The organism is Candidatus Palauibacter sp., from assembly GCF_965237495.1.
GTDB lineage: Bacteria > Gemmatimonadota > Gemmatimonadetes > Palauibacterales > Palauibacteraceae > Palauibacter.
In genome coordinates this window covers 2,061,473-2,085,762 of sequence record NZ_OZ250143.1, presented here as the reverse complement: position 1 = coordinate 2,085,762, position 24,290 = coordinate 2,061,473, and the positions used below count along the sequence as shown (strand labels likewise).

Annotated in this window: 18 protein-coding genes and 1 pseudogene; 9 read left to right on the top strand and 10 right to left on the bottom strand. The window is 67.9% G+C overall.

Annotation, left to right across the window (positions count from 1 at the left end):
• Positions 1-97: 97 nt before the first annotated feature.
• From ACPXY0_RS09070 to ACPXY0_RS09060, 3 genes are all read left to right on the top strand, one after another.
• On the top strand, positions 98-1,627 hold the full coding sequence (locus ACPXY0_RS09070) for a solute:sodium symporter family transporter (RefSeq protein WP_423930444.1): 1,530 nt from the start codon (positions 98-100) through the stop codon (positions 1,625-1,627).
• 122 nt (positions 1,628-1,749) lie between these two features.
• The gene (locus tag ACPXY0_RS09065) at positions 1,750-1,992 is read left to right on the top strand and encodes a CopG family transcriptional regulator (RefSeq protein ID WP_423930442.1); all 243 of its coding nucleotides are present in this window, start codon (positions 1,750-1,752) and stop codon (positions 1,990-1,992) included.
• Positions 1,989-2,411 (top strand): type II toxin-antitoxin system VapC family toxin, encoded by a 423-nt coding sequence (locus tag ACPXY0_RS09060; RefSeq protein WP_423930440.1) that lies wholly within the window; start codon positions 1,989-1,991, stop codon positions 2,409-2,411. Before ACPXY0_RS09065 ends, ACPXY0_RS09060 begins: the two co-directional genes overlap by 4 nt.
• 42 nt (positions 2,412-2,453) lie before the next feature.
• On the opposite strand, the gene trxB is transcribed toward ACPXY0_RS09060, so the two are convergent.
• Positions 2,454-3,419 carry a thioredoxin-disulfide reductase gene (trxB, locus tag ACPXY0_RS09055; RefSeq protein ID WP_423930438.1) on the bottom strand — a complete coding sequence of 322 codons (966 nt, stop codon included), beginning with the start codon at positions 3,417-3,419 and terminating at the stop codon, positions 2,454-2,456.
• Between the two features lie 96 nt (positions 3,420-3,515).
• Positions 3,516-4,025: a hypothetical protein gene (locus ACPXY0_RS09050; protein ID WP_423930436.1), complete on the bottom strand. Its 510-nt coding sequence runs from the start codon at positions 4,023-4,025 to the stop codon at positions 3,516-3,518.
• 285 nt (positions 4,026-4,310) lie between these two features.
• Between ACPXY0_RS09050 and ACPXY0_RS09045 the strand changes: the two genes are divergently transcribed.
• Positions 4,311-4,445, top strand: coding sequence for a hypothetical protein (locus tag ACPXY0_RS09045; RefSeq protein WP_423930434.1), 135 nt, complete (start codon positions 4,311-4,313; stop codon positions 4,443-4,445).
• A 331-nt stretch (positions 4,446-4,776) separates the two neighbouring features.
• On the opposite strand, the gene ACPXY0_RS09040 is transcribed toward ACPXY0_RS09045, so the two are convergent.
• The 4 genes from ACPXY0_RS09040 to ACPXY0_RS09025 form a co-directional block, all read right to left on the bottom strand.
• A complete protein-coding gene (locus ACPXY0_RS09040) occupies positions 4,777-5,241 on the bottom strand; it encodes a hypothetical protein (RefSeq protein ID WP_423930432.1) in 465 nt (154 codons plus the stop codon).
• Positions 5,242-5,817: 576 nt separating this feature from the next.
• Positions 5,818-6,993, bottom strand: coding sequence for a hypothetical protein (locus ACPXY0_RS09035; protein ID WP_423930430.1), 1,176 nt, complete (start codon positions 6,991-6,993; stop codon positions 5,818-5,820).
• Between the two features lie 148 nt (positions 6,994-7,141).
• Entirely contained in the window at positions 7,142-8,197 is a 1,056-nt protein-coding gene (locus ACPXY0_RS09030; RefSeq protein ID WP_423930428.1) for a hypothetical protein, read from the bottom strand.
• Positions 8,194-9,459, bottom strand: coding sequence for a 6-bladed beta-propeller (locus ACPXY0_RS09025; protein ID WP_423930426.1), 1,266 nt, complete (start codon positions 9,457-9,459; stop codon positions 8,194-8,196). The genes ACPXY0_RS09030 and ACPXY0_RS09025 overlap by 4 nt, the downstream gene beginning before the upstream one ends.
• Before the next feature lie 227 nt (positions 9,460-9,686).
• On the opposite strand from ACPXY0_RS09025, the gene ACPXY0_RS09020 reads away from it, so the two are divergent.
• Entirely contained in the window at positions 9,687-10,286 is a 600-nt protein-coding gene (locus ACPXY0_RS09020) for a hypothetical protein (protein ID WP_423930424.1), read from the top strand.
• A gap of 73 nt (positions 10,287-10,359) precedes the next feature.
• Here the strand turns inward: ACPXY0_RS09020 and ACPXY0_RS09015 are convergent, their stop codons facing one another.
• Positions 10,360-10,539 carry a hypothetical protein gene (locus ACPXY0_RS09015; RefSeq protein ID WP_423930422.1) on the bottom strand — a complete coding sequence of 60 codons (180 nt, stop codon included), beginning with the start codon at positions 10,537-10,539 and terminating at the stop codon, positions 10,360-10,362.
• A gap of 39 nt (positions 10,540-10,578) precedes the next feature.
• Positions 10,579-10,923 carry a hypothetical protein gene (locus ACPXY0_RS09010; RefSeq protein ID WP_423930420.1) on the bottom strand — a complete coding sequence of 115 codons (345 nt, stop codon included), beginning with the start codon at positions 10,921-10,923 and terminating at the stop codon, positions 10,579-10,581.
• A gap of 197 nt (positions 10,924-11,120) precedes the next feature.
• On the opposite strand from ACPXY0_RS09010, the gene ACPXY0_RS09005 reads away from it, so the two are divergent.
• From ACPXY0_RS09005 to ACPXY0_RS08990, 4 genes and pseudogenes are all read left to right on the top strand, one after another.
• Positions 11,121-14,090 carry a tetratricopeptide repeat protein gene (locus ACPXY0_RS09005; protein ID WP_423930418.1) on the top strand — a complete coding sequence of 990 codons (2,970 nt, stop codon included), beginning with the start codon at positions 11,121-11,123 and terminating at the stop codon, positions 14,088-14,090.
• The gene (locus tag ACPXY0_RS09000) at positions 14,087-15,925 is read left to right on the top strand and encodes a CRTAC1 family protein (RefSeq protein WP_423930416.1); all 1,839 of its coding nucleotides are present in this window, start codon (positions 14,087-14,089) and stop codon (positions 15,923-15,925) included. The genes ACPXY0_RS09005 and ACPXY0_RS09000 overlap by 4 nt, the downstream gene beginning before the upstream one ends.
• Before the next feature lie 11 nt (positions 15,926-15,936).
• Entirely contained in the window at positions 15,937-19,494 is a 3,558-nt protein-coding gene (locus ACPXY0_RS08995) for an FG-GAP-like repeat-containing protein (protein ID WP_423930414.1), read from the top strand.
• A 1,054-nt stretch (positions 19,495-20,548) separates the two neighbouring features.
• Positions 20,549-21,499 (top strand): annotated as a pseudogene (locus ACPXY0_RS08990) (IS256 family transposase); the annotation flags it as partial.
• 377 nt (positions 21,500-21,876) lie between these two features.
• Here the strand turns inward: ACPXY0_RS08990 and istB are convergent.
• Positions 21,877-22,695, bottom strand: coding sequence for an IS21-like element helper ATPase IstB (istB, locus tag ACPXY0_RS08985; protein ID WP_419167119.1), 819 nt, complete (start codon positions 22,693-22,695; stop codon positions 21,877-21,879).
• A complete protein-coding gene (gene istA, locus ACPXY0_RS08980; protein WP_423930412.1) occupies positions 22,692-24,209 on the bottom strand; it encodes an IS21 family transposase in 1,518 nt (505 codons plus the stop codon). The genes istB and istA overlap by 4 nt, the downstream gene beginning before the upstream one ends.
• Positions 24,210-24,290: the final 81 nt, after the last annotated feature.

Genomic DNA, 24,290 nt, shown 5'->3' with positions numbered 1-24,290 from the left:
CGGTTCGCCTGGTGCCTGGCTGCATTGGCCGGGGCTTCGGCGCCCCGTCTTCCGGCTCGCGCAGCGAAGGTACGGCACGGCCGCCGGACCAGCGAACATGACCTTTCAGCCGCTCGACATCGCGGTGTTCGCGGGGTTTCTGCTGCTCGTGGTGGGCGTGTCGCTGTACGCCTCGCGCGGGAGCAAGAGCGCGGCCGGGTACTTCCTCGCGGGTCGCAATCTACCGTGGTGGCTCATCGGTTTCTCACTCATCGCCTCGAACATCTCGACGGAGCACTTCGTCGGCATGGCGGGGCGCGGCTACGACCTTGGCCTCGCGATCGCGAGCTACGAGTGGATGGCGGCCGTCACCCTCGTCCTCGTCGGCCTCTTCTTCCTCCCACGGTTCCTGGCGGCGGGGATCTACACCATCCCCGAGTACCTCGAGTTCCGCTACGACGTGCGTACGCGCACCCTGATGGCGGGCTTCATCCTCGCGGCCTATGTGCTCGTGGCCCTCTCAACGGTGCTGTATTCGGGCGCGCTCGCCCTGGAGTCGATCTTCGGGCTCGACCTGGGGCTCGGCATCTGGCTCATCGGCGCGCTCGCGGGCGGGTACACGATCTACGGCGGGCTCAAGGCGGTCGTGTGGTCCGATCTGATCCAGGGCGTGGCGCTCCTCCTGGGCGGCGTGCTCGTCACCGTGCTCGGGTTCCGGGCCATGGGCGGCCTCGGTCCCTTCCTCGAGGCGGCGGACGGCAAGCTCCACACCGTCCTCCCCTGGAACCACCCGGAGATGCCGTGGATCGCCGTCTTCATCGGGGGACTGTGGATCCCCAACATCTTCTATTGGGGACTGAACCAGTTCATCACGCAGCGCACGCTGGCGGCGCGGAGCCTCGCGGACGGACAGCGCGGACTCTTCCTGGCGGGGTTCATCAAGCTGTTCATCCCGTTCATCATCATCTTTCCCGGGATCATGGCGGCGGAGTTGTTCGCGGATCAGGTGACGAACCCGGACCAGGCCTACCCGGTCATGATGCGGGAACTCCTCCCGGCGGGACTCACGGGCCTCATGTTCGCCGCGCTGTTCGGGGCGGTGATGAGTTCGCTCGACTCCATGCTGAACTCGGCGGCGACGATCTTCAGCGTCGACCTCTACAAGCGGCACCTGCGGCCGGAATCTTCATCGCGCCGCCTGATGGCGGTGGGGCGGGTGACGACGGGCGTGCTCGTGGTGGTCGCCTGCCTGTGGGCGCCGATCGTGGCGCGGGCGCCGAGCGTGTTCGAGTACATCCAGATGTTCTGGGGGTTCATCTCGCCCGGGATCGTGGCGGCGTTCCTGTTCGGGATCTTCGCACGGCGGACCCCGCCCGCGGCCGCCTTCGGGGGGATGGTGCTCGGGATCCCGGTCTACGGGCTGCTCCTGTGGGCGCTGCCGGAGGTCGCGTTCCTGCACCACATGGCCATCACCTTCCTGGTGATCAGCGCCTACATCGTGGTCGTGACGCGCGCGCGGCCGCTCTCGGCCCCGCGCCGGTTGCCGCGCGCCGCGGATGGCGTGGATCTGACGCCGGCGACCGGTGCCGGACTATGGGCCGGCGGCGTCATCGCGGGGGCGGCCGTCCTCTACATGATCTTCTGGTGAGCCGGAGGAGGGTCACCGCCGCCGAGCGATGTCGGGTTGACCCATCGCTACGCTGTAAGTAATACTTAACGCGGTAGTATGGTAGTACCCTGATACGTGATACTCGCCGCGGAGGGTCGGCCATGATGAGACCCATATCGCTGAAGATGCCGAGACACCTCGCTCGGGAGGTCTCCGAGGCCGCGCGCCGGCGTGGCGTCAGCAGGTCTGCCCTGATTCGAGAGGCCCTCGAGATATTCCTGCGCAGGGAGAGGGCCGCGCCAACCGTTTCCGCCCTGTCCCGGGCGGTCGATCTCGTCGGCGCCTTTCCCGGGCCGGACGACCTTTCGGTGAATCCGGACTACATGCGCGGCTTCGGCCGGTGAACCCGGAGGTCATTCTCGATACAGGCCCATTGATCGCCTTCCTCAACTCCCGGGATCGGCATCACCGTTGGGCGCGGGAACAATGGGCCAGGGTCAGACCCCCGTTCCTCACCTGCGAAGCCGTCATCGCCGAGGCATGCTTTCTCGCTCACCGTCTCGCATCCGGAGCGCCGGAAGCGGTGGTCTCGCTTGTCGAGCGGGGTGTCCTCGATGTGTCGTTCGAGCTGGCGGATGAGGCGGCTGCCGTCGCGCGGATGATGAAGAAGTACGATGACGTGCCCATGTCCCTGGCGGATGCCTGTCTCGTCCGAATGTCCGAACAGCGCCCGGGAAGCGTGGTCCTCACCCTGGATGGCGATTTCAGGATCTACCGCAGAAGCGGCCGCCAACCCATCCCGACTCGGATGCCCGAGGGGTGACGCGAGGCACCGCGGTCGCAATCCGGGACGCTGTGGCGGTGGTCAGCCGGCGGTGCCGTTGTGGGCCAGGAAGCGTTCGGCCTCCAACGCCGCCATGCACCCCGTGCCCGCGGCCGACACCGCCTGCCGGTAGTAGTCGTCCATGATGTCGCCCGCCGCGAACACCCCCGGCACGTTCGTCTCGGTCCGCCATGCCGTCGGCAGCCGCACGTAGCCGTTCTCCTTGAGGTCGATCTGGCCCTGAAGGAAGCCCGTGTTGGGGATGTGGCCGATCGCCACGAACATCCCTCCCACCTCGACCTCCGACGCTTCGCCGGTCACGGTGTCGCGCAGCCGGAGGCCGGTGATCACGTCATCGCCCAGCACCTCCTCGACCGTCCGGTTCCACAGAAAGCGCATCTTGTCACTGGCCAGCGCCCGCTCCTGCATGATCTGCGAGGCGCGCAGTTCGTCCCGGCGGTGAACGAGCAGCACCTCGCCGGCGAACTTGGTCATGTAGAGCGCTTCCTCCATCGCGCTGTCTCCGCCTCCCACCACGGCCACGACCTGCCCGCGGAAGTGGGGCAGGGCGCCGTCGCACACCGCGCACGCGGACACCCCGCCGCCGCTCTGCGCGAGCCGTTCCTCGCCCGGCACGCCCAGCCAGCGCGCGTTGGCGCCCGTCGCCACGATCACCGTCTCCGCGAGAACCTCCTGTCCCTCGGAGGCGCGCAGGCGGAAGGGACGGCGCGAGAAGTCCACCTCGACGATGTCCTCGGTGACGACGCGGGTCTCGAAGCGCACGGCCTGCTTCTTGAAGTCCAGCATCATGTCGATGCCGCTGACGCCGTCGGGGAAGCCCGGGTAGTTCTCCACATCGGTGGTGAACATGAGCTGTCCGCCGGGAATCATGGTGCGGCTCCCCGCACCTTCGAACACGAGGGGGTTGAGGTTCGCTCGCGCCGCGTAGATGGCGGCCGTCCAAGCCGCGGGACCCGAGCCGATGATGACGAGAGTCTCTGGTTTCATCGTTCTGTATTGGTTTCTCGGCCTTCGTCCTGAAGAACCGGTGTTTGTTGATCGCGACGTCCGTCCCGGGGGAAGATATCACCCCCCGTCGACCCGTCAGTTGAAGATCTCGTCTTCCCGGAAGCGGGTCCACGATGTGAACACGGGGAAGGGGGACGGGAGGGCGCCGTCCGGATCGTTCACGCGGAACCGGATCCGCTCCTCGTCGAACACGTCCCGGACCGAGATCGAGATCTCCTGAACCGGAATACAGTCGTCGCAGGGCGTGGTGAGTGTCCGTCGCGAGGTGGGCGCGGCGAAGACGAGTCTGATTTCCGAGCCGGAGGCGGACTGCTCGATGCGGTATTCGGGAGAGGATATCTCCCACTCGTGGATCGCGTGTTCTCCGTCGGCATACTGCGCCCACAGGCGAAGTCCGTCGAAGAAGTCGAGGATGACGCCCTTGCGAGGGCTGCCGTCCACGTCGGGATCGAACTGACGGAAGGAACGGTCTTGCAGCGCCGCCCGAATCTCCTCGGCCCTGGTCTCGTCGACGGGTTCGAACGGACCCTCGGATCCGCACGCCGCTCCGACGAGCCCGATCGCGAGTATGGTGACCCTGCTCACAGTGCTTCTCATGGTTCCCCGTGTTCACGTGTTTGGAACCGCTGAACTCTCTCACATACCCCACGGGGGAACGGACGGTTCACGCCGCTTGTGACGGGCTCGCGGGGCTGGGGGACACGGTATTCGTAGACGCCGAATTCGTCACCGAGTCCGAGGGTGTAGATCGTCGGGAAGGCAGCGGTGAACGCCTGGATCCAGATTTCATTTCATCGAACACATAGCGGTCGCTTACAAATCCGTAATAGCTGCGACCGAACGATGAGCACGAGACACGGAGGCCCGAAGATGGCAGCGTTGAAGCCCGAACAGGGAAAGATACTCGACGACTTGAACCCGGATCCTGCGATCGTGGGCGCGGGGCTCGTCCGGGAGGGCGGCCGTAGCCGGGCCGTGGAGGCCTTGACGATAGTGAGATCATAGTTTCGGACTATGGAAAAGCACCGTCCTCCAGAGATAATCCGATCTATACTGACTCAATCCTTGTTCTGTCCAGACTGCTCCGCGAACCCGTCCGTATCTCTTGGCGCTCGGCCGTCACCCTCAGCAACTCGGCAGCCCTCCCCGTACGGGAAGCGAGGCGCGATCAACTCCAGCGTAAGGGCCAGTAGGCCGTCCTGGACCCCCATTCAGCTTTGTTCCGCAGCTTGTCCCGCTTAGCATCTCGCACCCGCTGTTCCGTCAGATACCCGGCCACGAGGCGGCGCAATAAGGGTGGCAGCGGGTGACTGCGGGGATGTGCCCATCATCTTCTCTACTTCTCCGAATTCATGAAGCGGCCTTCGAGCAAGACTTCCTTCTCGTCGTCTCGCAGGTAGGTGTTGGGCCAGTCGGCATAACCGGTCGCCATGAGGGCCCCGTGGTCGCAGGTAGACAAACCCTCATCGCAGCCGGGCGGGTGCGGGAGTCCGAACGCGTGTCCCATCTCGTGTGCGAGCCCGCCGATCCAGCGATTGGGGCCGTAAATCCTCTGTCCGCAGTGACTGTATTCTGGATCGGTCAACCCTACGAGATCCCACGCGCCCAACCACGCGTTGCTGTTGCCTCCGCGACCGAGGCCGTACACGGGGCCGCAGGGCTCCATAAGATCGGTATAAACGACCCATGCGTGATAAGAGCCGTCGGCTATATCCGCGCAGTCTTTCACCGCATTCGAGACCGCGAAGGCCAGCCACGCCTTCGTTGACTGATTGAGGAAGAAAGCATGGTCTTCGGCCAACTGGCACCACAACGGGATCGTGTCGTGAACGTCCGACCGTCGAGCTTCTCCGCGTACCAATCGCGGACCGCTTCGACCGCTCCGATGATCGTGGCGCTGTACTCCGCGTTGAACTCCCTGTCGGACGGCGCGGCGTACATCGCGTTGACGATGGCCGGCGGAGGAATGCTCGGTGGGCCAGGCGTGTAAGGCGGTGCCGCATCGGTGCCGCAAGCTGTAACGACAAAGCACAATGCAATTAGACGAGTCATTCGTGTTTCCTTCCTTCCTCCGTTCGGTGGGCGCCGCAGTCCGAGATCATCTCGTAGCGCCTCCATCGACTCCGTCATCGTTCCTCCGTATCCGTGTCCGAGTTCCCCGCTTCCGCGAGCCTCAATAGCTCTTCCTCCGTGATGGGTTCCCCCTTGAACGTTAGAAGCTCAAGCGGCTCCCAACTCCACCGCCTCGTCGGACTCTTCGCGCTCGTCCGCGCCCCGATCTCGTAGTGGACCGCGCCCGCCGAAGCTTCCGTGTTCTCAATCCGTCCCCCCGTGTCTCGTGTTCGGCTACCTCTTCGGCGCCTCCCGAGGCGTCTTGTTACTCACCCGCGAACCAGTCCCGCAGCGAGCCTTCCGCCGGTAGCTCGATCTTCGGCGGAGCGACCCGCTTCACCCTCGGCTGACCTATCCAGCGCCTTCGCATGAACCCACGGTGGCGGCAATCGACCCTCCTCTTTTGGACGTTCCCCGGGCCGGGACGAACCCCGACGCCGACACCCCCTAAATTTGGGGGGCGTCCACGTCTTGACGCAAGCTGTATGATCCCACGAGCAACCGGCGGTAGATTCGCGAAATATCTGTGACGGTCGGTAATGCGGGCTTGATGATCGAGTCTCCAAAGTTCCCACGGGTTGACGCCGAGATCCTCGGGCGTGGCGGTCACGAGGAAGGAGCCATCGTCCGTGACGCCTGCCATTTTGACCCAGATCTTTCCGCCCATTACGCGTTGCCCTGCCGGGCCGACCAGCCCTGAAGCGCGCCGCAGCTTTTCACCGAACGCCACCTGCCATTCGGCCAGCACATGGTCGAGTTCCGCGAAGGTGAAGGCCCCGAGCAGCGACCCGTCCAGCCGGTGGAGCTGTCCCTCGGGGATATCGGCGTTCAGCACCACGAGCCTGCCGTCACCGATGTGCGTGATCGAACAACTACAGATACCGGTCAGGAAAGCACCGTCTCCGAACGAGCCAAGGGTGTGCCCGTCGATGTGGAACAGCTCGAAGAGGGAGCCGTCCGTGCCCGGAAGTACGGCGAGCAGCGTGTCCCCGATGGCCGCCAGGCTCCTGAGGGGCCGGTCGAGGCGGATCTCGACCCGCATCTGTCGCGAAGACTTGTCGAAGACGACCAGCTTGCCCGATCCCCCGTCCAGGGCGGTCACGTGGTCAGCGCCCACCCCGAAGTCACCGAGATTGCTGATCTCTCCGGGACCCTCGCCCGGGCTGCCGAAGTAACCCAGGAACTCGCCGCTGGTCGTGAACTGCACGATCCGACGGTCGCCCCACTCCAAGCCAAACAGGTGCCCGCCGACGGAGTCGTAGTGAAGCTGGTTCGGTTGGTTGAGCCAGGCGGTCGCCGGGGTAGTGTCCTGACGGACGATCGTGCGGCCGCGCTCAAGCGTGACCGGTCGGTCGAGCGAGGCGGAGGCGTCGGCCTCCGGGCCCGAGCAGGCCGCGAACCCCGCGGCGAGGAACGGAAGCGTCCATCTGAGGCTGTTCACAAGCATCATCCCCGTACCCCGCTCTCGATCGTGGCGCCTCGCCGCTGCGCATTTCCGCCATCCTGCGGCGCACGCAGATGAACTATTATAAAGATAGTAGTCGAGTGGAAACAACCGCGACTGCCAGATGTCTTAGCCACGCGGTTCGCTAGCGTGGATCGGCCGGCTGAGGGATCCGGTACTCGTAGACGCCGAACTCGTCGCCGTGTCCAAGGGCGTAGATCGTGGGGAACGATGCGGAGTCCGCGCCGATCCACGGGCGATCGAACACATATCGGTCCACCATGCGCCCCCGGTCGTCGAGCACCCAGAGCTCGAACCGGTTCACATGGAGGTACTCCGGCGTCGCGATTGCGAAGAAGGAACCGTCACCAGCGGGGCCCAGGCTGGAAAGCCAGATCTTGCCGCCACCGACCGGTGTTCCGCCTCGGACGAGGCTCGCTGGGGCGCCCATGACCTCGAGGAAGTCTCTCCGCCATTCGTCCAGAACTTGCGCAAGTTCCTCGAAGGCGAAGGCCGCGATCACCGTCCCGTCGAGCCCGAGGATCCACCCCTCGGGTACGTCCCCGTCGAGGAGTACGAGCCGGCCGCCGCCGATGTCCGTAATCGTATGGAAGGGACGGGCAGTCGCGTTCAGGGCGTCGCGGTCCCCGAACGATCCGAGGCTGCGCCCATCAGTGTGGAACACTTCGAAGACCGAACCCTCCGGGCCCGGGATCACCGCGAGGAGAGTATCGTCGATGGCGGCCATATCTCCGATGCTCCGGTCCAGCCGGATCTCGAGTCTCGTCACGCGCGACGCGCGATCGAAGACGACAAGCTTGCCCGCGCCCCGGTCCAGGAGCGTGACGTGGTCCGCGCCGAACCCAAAGTCTCCGAGGCTCCGTATCTCGCCCGGTCCGTCGCCCCGGCTACCGTAATAGCCCAGGAACTCGCCGTCTGTGCTGAACTGCACGATCCGGGCGTCGCCGTGCTCCATGGCGAAGAGATGGCCGCGGATCGAGTCGTGCTGGAGCCCCCCGGGCAGGTTGAGCCAAGTGGTCCCCTCAGTGGTGTCCTGGCGGATCACCGTACGCACGCGCTCCAGGATGATGGGCTCTTCAAGCGACGCCGGTGGCCGAAGTCCGACGTCTCCTCCCGAACAGGCCGTCAACCCCGTCGCCAGAAACGCGGCCGTGCGCGCCAGGCCGTTCACGCCGGTCATCGGTTGCCGCCGCCGACCTGTAGGCGGAAGTGCACGACGCGCTCGACGCCGAGGGCGTCGCGGGTCACGGCCCATACGTCGTCGCCATCGAAGATAGGCTGCGGGTAATCCGCGAAACCCTCCGGGGGGACCACCGCGCCCAGGTAGGTGCCGTCCGAATCGAATACGTCGTAGCGGAGCGGGGAGGGCCACGTCACCGGGTCGGAGCGCGGGTTGTCGGGATCGTAATCCTCGTTCTCCTCGGGATACGCCTCCGTCCAAAGCTGTACCCAGATCCGTCCGTCGCGGCCAGAGATGAGGCCCCGGAAGGGGGGCTTCGTCTCGGGGATCAGTGGCCCGTTCCAACTCCAATCGGGCTGGGTCAGGCGCATGCTCCGAGTCGTGTCCTCGCGGTGGTAGCTGCGTTCGGCTTCCGACACGGCGACCGGCTCGTAAACGCGCTCGATGCGGAGCACGCCGGCATCGCCCTCCAAGTCGATGCGGTAGTCGGTCGACACGCCCGTCACGAAATGTCCGTCCGGGTTCAGGGTCCAGTGACGCCGCGCCGTCAACGGAACGGGTGACGTCACCGAGCGCTCGAACATGGGGACGTAGACCTCGACGGAGGGGGGTTCGAAGTCACCGTGGGGTGGGATGAGCGTGTCTTGCTGCACGCCGTCGGCGCCCAGGACGGCGACCTGCTCGACGACGTCACCGGGCGCCGAACTCTGCGGTGCGGCGACCAGGATCCGGCCGAGCGGGTCCACGAACAGCGGCTTGAAGGGCAGGACGAAGGCCCCTGATTCGTAGCGCCAAGCCTCCGTCTCGTTCGGCTCGGGCCCATAGACCTGGATCCGCGAGTTCAGGGGATCCTGTGCGGCGACTCGACCCCCGGGGAGGATCGCGATCGACCCGGTCGTGCTCAACTCGCCCGGCCCTTCTCCCGGTCCCCCGAGGGTCTCGATGTGGGCACCGTCGGCGTCGAACCCGCGGACGTTGAAGGCCTGTCGGTCCAGCACGTACACCCGCCCGTCATCGTCCACCGCGATCGACCCGATGGCTCCGAACAGAAACTCCTCCGGCCCCTCTACCTCGCCGATCGAGAGCTGCGGAACCAGCGTCGCGTCGGCACCCCACACGTTTCCCGACAGGGTCCGCACCACGGTGGTGTCGCCGCGTGTCTCGACCACGACGTCCGGGCCGGCACCGGAAGCGCCCGCTCCGGCATCACAGGCCGCGAGAGAAGTCGCGATGATGAGGCTGGTGAGTGTCCTTGGCGGCACTGGCTCTCCTGGGCTTCCACTACCCCACTCCGGTCGCAACAGCTCGCCCTGCGCTGCCGCCTCCAGCTCCGGTGCAAGTAGACAGTCTATTATAAACATAGTAGAGTGACGCTGCGCCCGGCCAACCCGTGAGCGACATTACGCACTCGAGATTCCCTTCGGAGGAGACCTGTCCGATGGCACCTGACGCTGGAGGAGTTTCTCGAGATCGGTCGGCGAAATCCGCCATGAAGTGGCTGGTGTTGTCCGCATCAGTCCTGCTGCCCGCGCCCATGGTGGCTCAGGGCTGCTCGCTCGACATGGCGCTGGGGACCGTTGTTCCGGCGGGCCGCGTGCCGAATGGCATGGACCCGGACGCAAGACTGTCCAGCGGTTGGAGCATGGTCCTGGGGCTCGAATGTGGTCGCCCCTCGATCCGGTTCGGCATCGACCTGGACTTTTATCGCCTCAACGCGCAGGACTTCCTGTTCGGTAGTGCCGTGGGAGTCTCGAGTCTCCTGGCCCGGCTCGGACACGAGTTCAGACTGGCGGGGGACGGCGGCGGGCCGTGGGTTGTAGTGGCGGCTCAGGCCGGTGTGGTCCGGGCTTCCCGAATCCCCGGATCCTACACGGCGATCCTGCACGGGGGGCGGCAACTTGCCTTCGACTGGGATGTCGCGGCGGGCGGCAACCTCCGCCTGGGGTTCCCTGTCTCATCGCGCTGGTCCGTCCTGTTCGATTTCGCCGTGCGGGCGAACTCCCTTTCCACGTTCGAACCGGGAGGAAGGCCCGGGCTCCGAACGCTCGTGGCGGTCCCGGTTCGTGTCGGCGCCCGGCTGGCCCTCTGAACACTCTCGTGTGAGAGCCGACATCGTCTCCGCCGACGCGGGGCACCGGCTGGTGAGCTACGCGCGTCCGCTATCAAGCCTCCGTAGTGGACGACACCTTCTCCTCCCGCGCGGCCTCGGCCTGGCGTCGCCGAACCGCCTCGGCGCGGGCCAGTGCGTCGTTTCGCGCCTGTCTTAGCGCGATCATCACATTCTTGACCGAAGGCTCTCCGTCCGGGAACCTGTCTGGGGCGTGCGTCGCATCCTTCGTCATCGGGTCTCTCCCCGTAGAATAATCTCGGCGTCCTAACCCTTACCCTTCTCGCGCGCCTGCGTGCGTGGCGGCCGGAACCTCCCGGATGCGCCGTCCGAGGGGAGGCAACGGCAGGATGTCAGCACTCTCCGACGCGGCGACGAGGGTCGCGAACCCGCCCGAAGTGTCGTAGACCTGCCATTCGTCGGCAACGGGGCGGTACAGTTCGACGAAGTTGCTCCAGCTTCGCTCGAACCGGCGGCGGGAGACCGTTTCGGGGATGTCGTGGCCGCCCTCGCTCACGCGCTGGGCGACCCGCTTGACGACGTGATCCGCCGAAGGCAGTCGGAGGTAAACCATACCGATCCGGTATCCCTGGCCGCGCCACTTGATGAGGCAACGCACGTATCCCCCGGATCTCCTGCGCGGAGTCGACTCGAATGGACTCGCGGCTCCACGCCCGATTGGTTGCGCCGGTAGGCGCCGTGCAGTCTCGTTGAGGCATGAGCGGACGAGGACGGGATAAGGGCAAGCGCGCTTCGAACGGAGCCGACGCGAGGGCGGGGGGCGGCTCGGGTACCAGCGAGCGGTCCGGACGGCCGGTGCTGCGCTCCATCCTCGGCGTGGGGCTCCAGCGCTGGCTGCGGTTCGGGCTCGGGGTCACCGTCTTCATGCTGGCGAACACCCTCTACCTGCTGGCGAACCGGCTTGCGGACGGACTCGGGCTCGAGTTCTTCGCGGTGGGGGAGAACTCGCTCCCCAAGCTGTTTCAGACGATGGTGCTCACGCACACGGGGGTGGGGCTGCTCCTGGCCGCGATCATGTTCGGGTTCCTCGCCGCGCACCTCCCGACCGTGTGGAAGCGGAAGCACCGTGCCTCGGTCCTGACCGGGATCGGGATGGGGCTCGTGGGCGGCGTCCTCGTCCTGACCGGCCTCTTCATCCTCACCGCGGCCGCGAGCCGGGAGAACAGCTGGGCGTGGTGGGCGCACGTGGGGAGCGCCGTCCTCATCGTCTCCGCCTACGCCGGGCACCGGCTCGTGAGCTACGCGCGCCCGCCGCGGATCCGGGCCCGCCGCTTTGCGCTCGCGACCGGGGGCGTCGTCGTCGTCCTCGTCGCGTGGCACAGCCTCACGCACCGCGGGCTGCAACTCACCCCGGAGGCCGAAGCCGCGCTCGCCCGGGGGCTCAACGAGGGTCCGGGGGGCCGGGACCGGGACGTGTCCCGCTTCGTGGAGGCCGACTTCGTGCCGACGGGGCTCGTCCCGCCGCGGAGCCCGTTCTTCCCGGCGGCGACCACGACAAGCACCGGTACGTACCTGCCGTCCCGCATCATCACCCGCACGGAAGCGGGAGAACTTGCCGCGCAGGCGGCCCGGGAGCGCGCGGCGCGCGTCCGGTCCGAGGTGGAGCGGCGGGGGTTCGCGATGGACGAACTGATCGGCGCCACCCAGTGCGTGCGCTGCCACCCCGACGTGACGGCCCAGTGGGCGACCTCCGCGCACCGCTTCGCCTCCTTCAACAACCCCTTCTATACGGCGACGATCGAGGACATGCGGGAGGGGTCGCTGGAGGCGGGGCCGGAGGTGATCGCGCACCTGCGGGAGTTCGGGCTCGAGCCGGACGCGGCCGGGCGCGTGAAGAGCAAGTGGTGCAGCGGGTGTCACGACCCCGCGCTCATGCTGGCCGGCGCCATGGATGCGCCGATCGACCCCGCCACCGTGGAGGCGCAGGCGGGACTCACCTGTCTCGCCTGCCACGCGATCGACCGCATCCACGACAACACGGGAAACGGCAACTACAACATCGCCGACGAGCAGGAGGACCCGTACCTGTTCGCGGACGCCGAGGCGGGCACGCTGGGCGCCTACCTGCACGACGCGGCGCTCAAGGCCAAGCCCTCCGTCCACATGGGGCAGCTCCTCAAGCCGCTCCACTCTACGTCGGAGTTCTGCGCCACCTGCCACAAGGTGAGCCTGACGGAGCCCGTCAATAACTATCGCTGGCTGCGCGGGCAGAACGAGTACGACGCCTGGCACGACAGCGGCGTGGCGCGCAACGCCTCGCGCACCTTCTACCTCCCCGCCGCCGCCCGCGTGTGCCAGGACTGTCACATGCCGTCGGAGGAGGCACCGCTCGGCGATGTGTCGGCCGAGAACGGGCGCGTGCGCTCGCACCGCTTCCTCGCCGCCAACACCGCGCTCCCCTTCCTGCGCGGCGACACCGCGACGCTGCGCCGCATCGAGGAATTCCTGCGGGACGAGAAGCTGCGCGTCGACATCTTCGCCCTCCGTCGGGGCCCCGACGACGAGCCGGTGATGGGACTCGACCTCTCGCCCCCGAGCCTGTCTCCGGGGGAGACCGTCACCTTCGAGGTCGTCGTCCGGAACCAGGGCGTGGGACACACCTTCCCCGGGGGGACTAACGACTCCAACGAGGGCTGGCTCGAGTTCGAACTGGTGGATGACGAGGGGCGGCGGGTCGCGATCAGCGGCGAGATCGGGCCGGACGGGCACCTCGACCCCATGGCGCACGTGTTCAAGGCCGTGATCCTCGACGGGGATGGGCGGCCGATCCGGAAGCGGAACGCGCAGGACATCCACGTGACCGCGGCGGTGAACGTGATCGGTCCCGGGAGCGCGGACGTGGCGCACTACCGGATCACGCTGCCCCCCGACCTCCCGGCGGGTTCGCTCACGGCGCGGGCGCGGGTGCTGTGGCGCAAGTTCGACCGGGCGTACACGGAGTTCGCGTTCGGCGCCAACCCGGCGGGGTTCGCGGAGTTCGACGACGTCCCGGACCTGCCGGTGACAGAGATCGCCACTGACGAGGTCGTGATCGGCGTGGGCGGGCGCGTGGATCCCGTCTCGACCGAGGCGCAGGACGAGGAGATCTGGGTCCGCTACAACGACTACGGGATCGCCCTCCTCAGGGAAGGGAACACCCGCCTCGCAGAGCGTCCGTTCCAGCGCGTGGGAGAACTCTTCCCCGACCGTGTGGATGGGCCGCTCAACCTGGCGCGCATGGCGCTCATTGCCGGTAACCTCGGCGACGCGTTCGACAACCTCGAGCGCGCCGAGACCATCAGTCCGGGGGACCCCCGCGTGGCGTGGGTGTGGGGCGGGGCGCACCAGGAGGACGGGGCGTACGATGCTTCAGAGGCCGCCTACCTTGCGGTGCTCGACGCGTTTCCGGAGGATCGCGAGGCTTGGTTCCAGTTGGGGCGGACGCGATACCTTGCCCGCCGGTACGAGGCGGCGGTCGAGGCGTTGGACCGGACGCTGGCGATCGATCCCGAGCACCGGCAGGCGCACTACAACCGCATGCTGAGCCTGCGGGCCCTGGGACGCGACGAGGAGGCGGCGCTGGCCGAAGCGGCGTTCGAGCGCTACCGGATCGACGAGGCGGCGCAGGCGATCACGAGGTCCTACAGGGCGGAGAACCCGGGCGTGAACCTCATGGCACAGGACATCCACACGCACGAACTGCGGCCGGTCGTCCCGGCCGGGTCTTCGGCGCGGACGGAGGCTTCGGCAGAGGCGGTGCGTCCGGGCGGCGGCGGAGGGCCATGAGCGCTCACAGGACAGTTCTACTCGCCGTCTGGGTGCTCGCTCCGGCGGCGGCCGCCTGCGGTGGAGGCGAGTCGGAGAGCGGGGAGGCGCCCTCGTATACGCAGACGCGCCCGGGCTTCACCGAACGCGCCGGGAGCGACGCGTCCACCTCCATCCGGTTCACCGACGTCACCGCCGCGGCGGGCATCGATTTCGTGCACGCGACAGGCGCCTTCGGCGAGAAGTGGATGCCGGAGACGATGGGGAGTGGGGTCATCGTCCTCGACTACGACGGAGACCGCTGGCCCGACCTCTTCTTCGTGAACAGCACCGGGTGGGAGGGACGCGCCGAGGACCGGGGCGCCGCCTCCATGCTCCTGCGCAACCTCGGGGACGGGACGGTCCGGGACGTGACGGCGGAGGCCGGGCTCGGGCGACCCATCTACGGGATGGGGGGAACGGCGGCCGACTACGACGCGGACGGCGACACGGACCTCTACGTGACGGCGGTCGGCGACAATCGGCTGTACCGGAACGATGGCGGCCGCTTCACCGATGTGACTCGCGAGACGGGGACCGAGGGGAACGCCCCGGGCGCGGCGGAGGCGGCGTGGTCGACCGCCGCGGCGTGGTTCGACGCGGACGGCGACGGGTGGCTCGACCTCCTCGTCTGCAACTATGTGGACTGGACCCCGGAGACCGACCTCTTCTTCAGTCGCGACGGCGTGAACAAGTCGTACGCGACCCCGGAGGAATACAACGGCGAGTCCTGCCGTCTCCTGAGAAACGAAGTCCCCGGCGGGAGCGGATCGGGCGGCCCGAGCGGCGCAGCCCGGCGGTTCCGGGACGTGACGGCCGAGTCGGGGCTCGACAACCCGGACGGAAAGTCGCTCGGGATCGCGGTGGACGATTTTACGGGAGACGAGCTGCCGGATGTCGCGATCGCGAACGACACCTACCAGAACTTCCTGTACGAGAACCGGGGGGATGGGAAATTCGTCGACGTGGCGCTCGACGCGGGGGTCGCCTTCGACGAGTTCGGGCGGGCGCGCGCCGGCATGGGCGTGGACGTGGGAGATATCCTCAACCGCGGGCAGCTCTCGATCGGGATCGGAAACTTCTCGAACGAACCGGTGTCGCTGTTCACGGAGATCCAGGCGGGGCTGTTCCAGGATCTGGCGGGGGCGGCGCGGCTCACGCGCTCCACGCTCCTGCCGCTGACCTTCGGGCTGCGCTTCGCGGATCTGGACCTGGACCGCTACGTCGATCTCGTGCTGGGGAACGGCCATATCGAGCCGGAGATCGAGGCGATCCAGGCGGACGTGACCTTCGCGCAGCCGCCGCTGCTGTTCCGGAACGACGCCCGCGGGGGCTTCGTCGACGTCGGGGGTCTGGTCGGCGGAGGGTTCGACGCGCCGATCGTGGCGCGCGGGGTGGCGACGCTGGACTTCGACCGTGACGGGGACCTGGATCTCGTCATTTCCACGAACGGCGGGCCCGCCAAGCTGTTCCGGAACGACCTGGAGCCCGGGCCGGGGTGGGTGCGGCTGCGCCTGGAGGGGGCCGCGCCCAACCTCGGCGCGATCGGCGCCACGGTGCGGGTCTTCGTGGGGGATGTCGGGCAGCGGTTCGCGGTGTCCACGGCCTCGTCGTACCTGTCGCAGTCCGAGACGAACCCCGCGCTCGCCGGCCTCGGCGGGGCGCCGCGGGCCGACAGCGTGGTCGTCATGTGGCCGGCCGGGGGCCGGAGCGTCGTGGGGCCGGTCGAAGCCGGCGAGGAGATCGTGATCCGGGAGGCGGCCGCCATGGCCGTCCGAACCGCGACTGCCTCCCAACAGAAAGGAAGAGAGCGCTGAGAAAGGGATTCTTGCGGGCGATTGCGGTGCGGAGGGGCGCGTTCGTCGCGGTTCTGGGACTCGTCGCCTGCGGCGAAACGGGGCCGCCGATGCCCGAGGCCTCGCTGACGGACATCCTCGCGGCGCGCGGGGCGGGAGACGCGGCGCTCCAGCAGGACCGTCTCGAGGACGCGCGAGTTGAGTACCAGCGACTCGTGGAGATGGTGCCCGCCGAGGCGGCCGGATACGCCGGGCTCGGGCTCACGGCGCTGAAGGCGGCGGACTACGAGACGGCGGAGGAAAACCTCCTCGAGGCGCTCGAGCGGTCGCCCGAGGATCCGGAACTCGCGCTCGCGCTCGCCACGCTGCGGACGGAGATGGGGGCGTTCGACGAAGCCCGGGAACTGCTCGACGGCACGCTCGCGGCGGACTCGGCGCACGCGCGCTCGTTGTGGGCGCGGGCCGGGTTGGAGGCCCGGGCGGGCGGCGTGGCGTCGGACGACCGGGCGGCTTTCCTGGCGCGCCTCGCGGCCGCCGCGCCGGGCAACCTGGCCGCGCTCGTCGAGTTGGCGGATGCGTACCTCGCGCGCGACGAACTGGACGCTGCTCTCGGCACCCTCGAGAGCCTGCGGCAGATCGCCCCCGACTTCCGGGACCGTCCGCGCGCGGCCTTCGAGACCGCCGAAGACGCGATCCGCCAGGCCGACGGATCGACGGCGCGCAGCCAGTTCGCCGATTTCCGGGCAGCGTTCGAGGTGACCTCGCCCTATCAGGCGAGTCTGGAAGAGCTGAGGTCGCCGGGCGGCCCCCTCGCCGGCGTCGCCACGCTCGACTTCAGCTTCCTGACCTCGCTCCGCATCCAGGAGCCGGAAGCCGTCCTCGCCGCGCTCCGCTACACGCACGCGTCGGACCTGGCCGGCCTCGAGGCGCTCGCCGCAGGGCTCCCGCCCGCTGACGGAACGGAGCCCGCCGCCGCGATCGCCGTCGGCGACTTCGACGGCGACGGCGACGAGGACCTCCTGTGGAGCCATGGCGGGGACGGGCGTTTCCTCCGCGTCGACCTCGGACGCTACGTCGATGCCTCCGACGAACTGGGGACGATCGCCCCGGGCGCGGGGGGCGCCGCCGTCGCCCTGTGGGTGGACATCGACGACGACCGTCGGCTGGACGCATGGCTCGCCGGGTCCGCCTCGCGCCTCTATCAGAACGACCCCGCCGGTGGTTTCCGCGAGATCGAGTTGCCGCCGGAGGCGGGGGGCGCGGCCGGCGCGACGAACGACGTCTTCGTTGCGGACCTCGACCAGGACGGGGACCTGGATGTGTTCGAGGCCCGGACCGGCGTGAACCGCCTCTTCCGAAACAACGGCGATCTGAGCTTCGCGGAGATGGCGTCCGACTTCGGCCTCGCGGGAGCCCCGGATTCCGACACGCGGGCCGCGGCCTTCGCGGATCTCGACGACGACCGGGATCTCGACGTCGTCCTCGCCGAGGGCGCGGGCGGCCTGCGGCTCTTCGACAACGAGCGCGGGGGCACCTTCCGCGAGCGGACCGAGCGCCTCTCCGGGGCGGCGACCGGCGGCGCCAGCCCGGCCGCGGCCGCGGATGCGCAGACCGTCGCGGTCGGCGACGTGAACGGGGACGGCTGGCTGGACATCGCGGCCGCCGGAGCCGACGGCGTCCGCCTGCTGCACGGCTCGGCCGCCGACCTGTTCACGCTCGCCGCGCAACTGCCGCTGAACGGCCTCGTCCCGCGTGATATGCTCTTCGTCGACTTCGACAACGACGGCCGGCTGGACCTGGCGGTCGCGGGCACGCCCCCAGCCTCGGGCACGGGCTCCGACTCCGGGCTGCGGCTGTTCCGCAACGAGGGAGAGGGGCGTCTCGGGCCCGCCGCCCAGTTCCTCCCCGACTTCCCGTTCCCGCTCCGGGCCGTTCATTCCTTCGACTACAACGAGGATGGCGACGCCGACCTCATCGTTCTCGGAACCGATGGCCGCCCGCGCCTGCTGCGTAACGACGGCGGCAACGCGAACCACTACCTGAGGCTCGACCTCGCGGGACTCGGGGAAGGGAGCCGCAAGAACAACCGCTTCGGGATCGGCGCGCGTGTCGAGGTCCGGGCCGGAGACCTGTTCCAGGTCCACACCGTGACCGACCCCACGACGCTCGTCGGGCTCGACGGCCGCCTCAAAGCGGATGTTGTGCGCGTCTACTGGCCCAACGGGGTGCCGCAGGACCTCTATTTCCCCGGCACCGACCAGGACCTGATCGAACAGCAGACGCTCAAGGGCTCGTGTCCCATGCTCTACGTGTGGGACGGCGACGGGTTCGAGTTCGTGGGCGACATGATGTGGAAGAGCGCGCTCGGCATGCCGCTGGGCATCCTCGGCGGCGGGCAGCGCGCCTACGCGCCCGCCTTCCCCTCGCAGGAATACCGGCGTCTCCCCGACGGCGTGCTCCAGCCGCGCGACGGCGAGTACGTGATGCAGATCACCGAGGAACTGTGGGAGACGATCTACGTGGACGGCGTGAACCTCGTCGCCGTCGACCATCCCTCCGAGATCGACGTCTATGTGAACGAGGGGTTCATTCCACCCGCCCCGGTCGAACTTGAGCTGTGGCGTGTGGGTGAGCGCCACCAGCCGGTCTCGGCCACGGACGAAGACGGGAGGGATCACCGCGAGGCGCTCGCCGAGCGCGACTTCGACTATGTCTCGTCGTTCCGCCCCGGCCGCTTCCAGGGCATCGCCGAGCCGCACGAGTTGATCCTCGACCTCGGGCCCGAGGCGGCCTCCGGGGACGTGACGCTCTTCCTCACGGGGTGGATCTTCCCCACGGACGCGAGCATCAACGTCGCGATCGGGCAGTCGGACGCGCTCCAGCCGCACTTCCCGGAACTCGACGTGATGGGCCCCGGAGGCGAGTGGCAGCCCGCGATCCCCGGCCTCAGCTTCCCGTCGGGGAAGGACAAGACGGTCGTCGCCGACCTGCGCGGCCTCTTCCCGACCCACGACCGCCGGGTCCGGATCCGCACGAACCTCATGGTCTACTGGGACGAGGCCTTCTTCACGGCAGGCGCTCCCCACCCCGCGGCGGACGAGGTTCGCGTGACGTCAGTCATGCCCGCGGCGTCGGACATTCACTATCGAGGGTTCGCGCGCGAATTCAGAAAGGGCGGCCGCTACGGACCCCACTGGTTCGACTATGATTCCGTCACGGTAGAGCCGCGGTGGCACGACCTCTTCGGTCTCTACACCCGCTATGGGGACGTGACGGATCTCGTGGCCGAAGGCGACGATCGCTACGTGATCCAGAACGCCGGCGACGAGATCACTCTGCGTTTCGATGCGGCTGCCTTCCCGCCGCTCCCCGAAGGCTGGACGCGGACCTTCCTGGTCTACTCCGACGGCTGGGTGAAGGACGGCGATCTCAACACCGCCACGGGAGACCGTGTCGTGCCGCTCCCGTATCGTGCGCTGCCGAGCTATCCGCCTCCCTCGGACGAAGGTCGCGCCGCGTCCCCCGACCCGGAACTCGCGGAATATCTCACGCGCGTGATCCCGCCCCCGGAGGAGCGGGAGGAGCGATGAGCGTCGTCAACCTGGAGGAGAGAAGTTCAGCCGGCTCGCGGAGCACTGGCAGCCGCGCGCGGGATCCGGACCGTGCATCCGGATCCCTACACTCGCCCGGTTGCAATGATGGTCTGCCGCCTATATGTGATAGGTCCGCTCTCATGTTGGCGGATTATGCAAACGTGGCCGAAAGATGTACATCCGCGGTTGACTGGGACGATATCCTTATCAGGTCGCCGTTCACTCGGGAGGACAGGTAGCCAAGCGTCGACGAACCGGCTATGTGTATTCAAGTTGAAGTGAAGCAGCAGACAAGAGGACGATTCTCATGGAAGAGCAGGCGCCGATTACCCATACGAGCTTTTGGGGAGGCCCGGACGGCACGATGTTTCTGGGGAGTGCGAGGATCACAACTGCCCGGCGAGAGGGAAAGAAGGTGTTTGTAAGGACACTCCGATCAGATGAAGACCCGGAGTCAGCTGATCCGCCGACCCTCCAAGAAGGCGACCAGCTGATTTTTGAGTCCGGGGCCATATCCATCGGGGTGAACGAATTAGACAAGCCTGCCGTTGTTGGACGCGGAGGGTATGCCCCAGTATCGGGTACTGTCTGGCGGTGCAACGGAATCCTCCTAGGATCCCAACCGGAGCAGCTTCGACGCCGTCTGCTCGAGTTGGCTCGTAAACTAGACGCGGCATTTGTCCTTTGGTCATCTGTAATGGACTCGCTTGAGAGGCGGGGTACAGAATCATCGGAGAAAGTGCGCCTTGAGTTGACTCTCAATGCGCTGGCGCTAACGGAGGAAGTGTTTGTTCCCTTAGCGAATGCGTTAAAGATTATACGAGAGATCAGTGAGGAGAGTTCACTGGAAATGCCCGTTAGCCTAGAAGACGTAAGTGACAGCATAATCTCGTTACGCAACAAGCTCCAGCATACGCAGATGAGTCAACAGGGCAGAATGCTTGCGCGAGGGAGGTAGGAACAAAAGGTGTGTAAAAAGGGAGGCGACGTACCTTTCAGCTGACCAATCACAGCGGATCCGGGGGCAAACCCGGAGAAAGGACGTCGCCTCATGGGCAACGATACGCGGGAGAGATTCGACGGGCCAGCGTGGGAGACGCTGGAGGTGTGGGTGCGGGAGCAGGCGCGGGACATGATCCAGGCGGCGCTGGAGGAGGAGGTGACGGAGCTCTTGGGCCGGGTGAAGTCTGAGCGGCGTGCGGCGGTGGACGCGCCTCCGGGCTACCGGAACGGGTACGGGAAGCCGAGGCGTCTGGCCATGAGTTCGGGGACGATCGAGGTGCGGCGGCCTCGGGTCAGGGGCTTGGAGGAGCGGTTCGAGAGCCGGGTGCTGCCGTTGTTCGCGCGCCGGACGCGGGAGGTGGGCGACTTGATCCCGGAGCTGTACCTGCACGGGCTGGCCGAGGGCGACTTCGAGCTGGCGCTCAGGGGGCTGTTGGGCGAGGGGGCGCCGCTGTCGAAGTCCTCGGTGAGGCGGCTCAGGGCGAAGTGGACGGCGGAGCACGAGGCGTGGAGCCGGCGGCCGCTGGGCGACCGGGAACTCGTGTACGCGTGGGCGGACGGGATCTACGTGAAGGCGGGGCTCGAGAAGGACAAGGCGGCCCTGCTGGTCGTCATTGGCGCGATGAGCGACGGGACGAAGGAGGTGCTGGCGGTCACGCCGGGCTACCGCGAGTCGACGGCGTCGTGGGCGGCGGTGCTGAGGGATCTGAAGGCTCGGGGGCTCGGGACTCCGAAGCTCCTGGTCGCCGACGGGAACCTGGGCATCTGGGGCGCGACGCGGGAGGTGTGGCCGGAGACCGCCGAGCAGCGGTGCTGGAACCACAAGACGGCCAACGTGCTGGACCGGCTGCCGAAAAGGGAGCAGGCGGTGGCCAGGGAGATGCTGCGCGCGGCGGCGTACGCGCCCTCGCGGGCGGCGGCGAAGGAGGCGCGCAAGGCGTTCAGGGCCCGCTATGGGGATACGCAGCCCAACGCCGTGTCCGTGCTCGAGGACGACTGGGTGTCCAGCGACAATCAGGATGAGAACGTTGCGACAATCAAGGTGAGAACGAGGGGTCGCGACGCTACGAGTGCGAGGATGTAGGCGGTTTCGGGGACGCGGGGCAAGAGGGCGCGGGGTGGCGGGGCGGTGGAGCGCGGATTCTTTGAGGGGTAAGGGTAGGGTGAAGCCTGTTCGGCGGTCTCTGCGGGCGGATCCTCGGGCCGTTTGCGGCCGGGATTGCCCGGAACCGGGCGGTTTCGCCCCGGCTTGGGCGATCCGGAGGGGTTCGAAGCTTCGTTGATGCGCCCTTGGACGGCTCTGGGCGCCGTTCAGAGCCGCATCCTCGGGCCCCGTGCCGGTCTTTCGACAGACATCGAAGCGTTTTCGTGGCCGCGTCAGCCCGATTCCGGTCCTCCCGCTTGCGTCCCGTCCGCCGGCTCCCCCGCCTCTGCCCGCCTGGCCGCGATGGCCGCCCGGCGTCTGTAGCTCTCGACGTTGAGTTCGAAGATGTGGGAGCGGTGGACGAGGCGGTCGACGGCGGCAAGGGTCATGGCGTCGCCGCCGAAGATCCTGCCCCAGGCGCTGAAGGGTTCGTTGGCGATCACCAGGAGCGAGCGGTTCTCGTAGCGGGCGCCGATGAGTTCGAAGAGCACGCTGGTCTCCGCATTCTCCGAGGTCACGTAGGAGAAGTCGTCGAGGACGAGCAGATGGTACTTGTAGAGCTTGCGGATGGCTCCTTCGAGGGCGAGGTCCCGGCGTGCCGCCTGGAGCTTCTGGACCAGGTTCGCCGTGCGCTGGTAGAGCACCCGGAACCCGTTCTCGACCAGCCTGAGCCCGAGACCCGCTGCCAAGTGGCTCTTGCCCGTTCCGGGCGGCCCGAACAAAAGCACGTTTGCGCCCTCATCGAGCCAGGTGTCGCCGCTCGCCAGGACTCCCACGCGCGCCTTCGACACCGCGGGCACGAGGGTGAAGTCGAAGTTGTCGAGCGTCTTGCCCGGCGGCAGCTTCGCCTCGGCCCGGTGCCGCTCGAAGCGCCGGCGCTCGCGGTCGGTGACCTCCTGGCTGGCCAGCGCGGCGAGCAGGCGCGCCGCCGACCAGCCCTCCCGGTCCGCACGCTCGGTGAAGCCACGCCACAGCGCGCGCATGGTCGGCAGCCGCAGCTGCTTCAGCAGCAGGTCGAGTTGCGGCGGATCCACGACGAAACGGTCGCTCATGAGAGTCCTCCGGCGTGCGGGGCGGGGGCACCGAGGTCGTCGTAGTCCGCCACGGGCGGCAGGGCCATGCCGACATCCGGGATGCCGTCCGGCTTCGGCGGGAAGCGCTTGCGCAGGAGCTCCGGATCGGGGAGTTCCCCGGCATCGAGTCCCCGGTCGATCTCGGCCGCCAGCCGGGCTTCGCAGCAGTGGTCGTGGGCCAGGGCGAGCAGGTCCACCATCCGGCGGCAGGTCTCGCGGTCGTCCAGACCTTCGCGCAGCGCGTCGAAGGCGCGGCGGTAGGCGCCGCGGGGAAACAGGCCGTCGCGGTGGACCCAGTTGAGCAGCGCCATCGGCTTGCGCCTGAGCGACGGCAGCACGTGCCGGTGGTTGACGACCCGCCCGCGCCGCCCTCCCGGGCCCGCGTGGCCCCGCGGCAGCGTCATGAGTTGCTCCGTGCCCGCGTACACCACCAGCCGGTCGTCGTACAGCCGCACCCGCAGCCGGTGTCCGACCAGACGCGAGGGCACCGTGTAGAACACGCGGCGCAACGTGAAGCCGCCCGTGGTCGTTACCCGCACCAGCGTCTCCTCAAACTCGTCGCTGCGCCGCCCCGGCAGCGGCCCCAGCACCGCCCGCTCCGCGTCGATCCGCTCCCGGTTGCGGGCGTTGCGGCGGCTTACCACCTGGCCCAGGAACGCCCGGTACTCCCCGGTCGTCTCGAAGTCCCGCGAGCCCCTCAGCAGCAGCGCATCCTCGATCGCCCGCTTCAGGTGTCCGTGCGGACCCTCGACCGAACCGTTCTCGTGGGCCCGGCCCCGGTTGTTCCGGCTCCCCTTCATGTCGTAGTCATCCAACAGCGCCTCATACCGCGCCGTCAGATCCTCCCTTGCCTCCCGCTTCAGGTTCCGGAACGCCGCCGACAGGCTGTCCGTCCGGTGCTCCTTCGGCACGCCGCCCAGCGCCCACAGCGCATCCTGCAGCCCCCCGGCCAGCGCCACGTAGCTCTCCCCGCCCAGCACCGCCGCCACATGGCAGAACCCCGAGTACTCCAGCCGGAAGTGGTACAGCTTGTGCACCAGCGGCTCACCGGCGATGCTCACCCCCAGCGCCCCGGCGTCGGTGAAGTCCGACAGGCCCCGCCGCCCCGGCTCGTGCTTCTGCCGGAAGATGATCTCCCGCTCCGGCCCGTACTTCGCCTTCCAGCCCCGCACCCGCCGCTCAAGCGTCCGCCTCACCCCGGGGTGCAGATCCGGATGGCGCCGCATCATCTCCTCGTACAGCGCCACCGCCCGCAGCCCCGGGCTCGCCTCCAGCAGCGGTACGATCTCCTCCTCGAAGATCCCCGCCAGCGGATCCGGGCGCCTTCGCTCCCTCGGCTTCCTCTTCTCCGACGACCGCCCGGGATCCGCTTCGATCCGGTACGCCGTCGCCGTGCTGAACCCCGCCCTCGCCGCAGCCAGCGCGGGACGGTCCTTCTTCCGGTGCGTCATGTAGAGCTCCTTCTGGTGGTCCGTGATGTGTCGGCCCGGCACTTGGCGTCTCTCCGTTCAAGGGGAAAACACCAAACTTCGGGCCGGCCACAACCACCTCCGGCTCTCTCACCCTGATTGTCG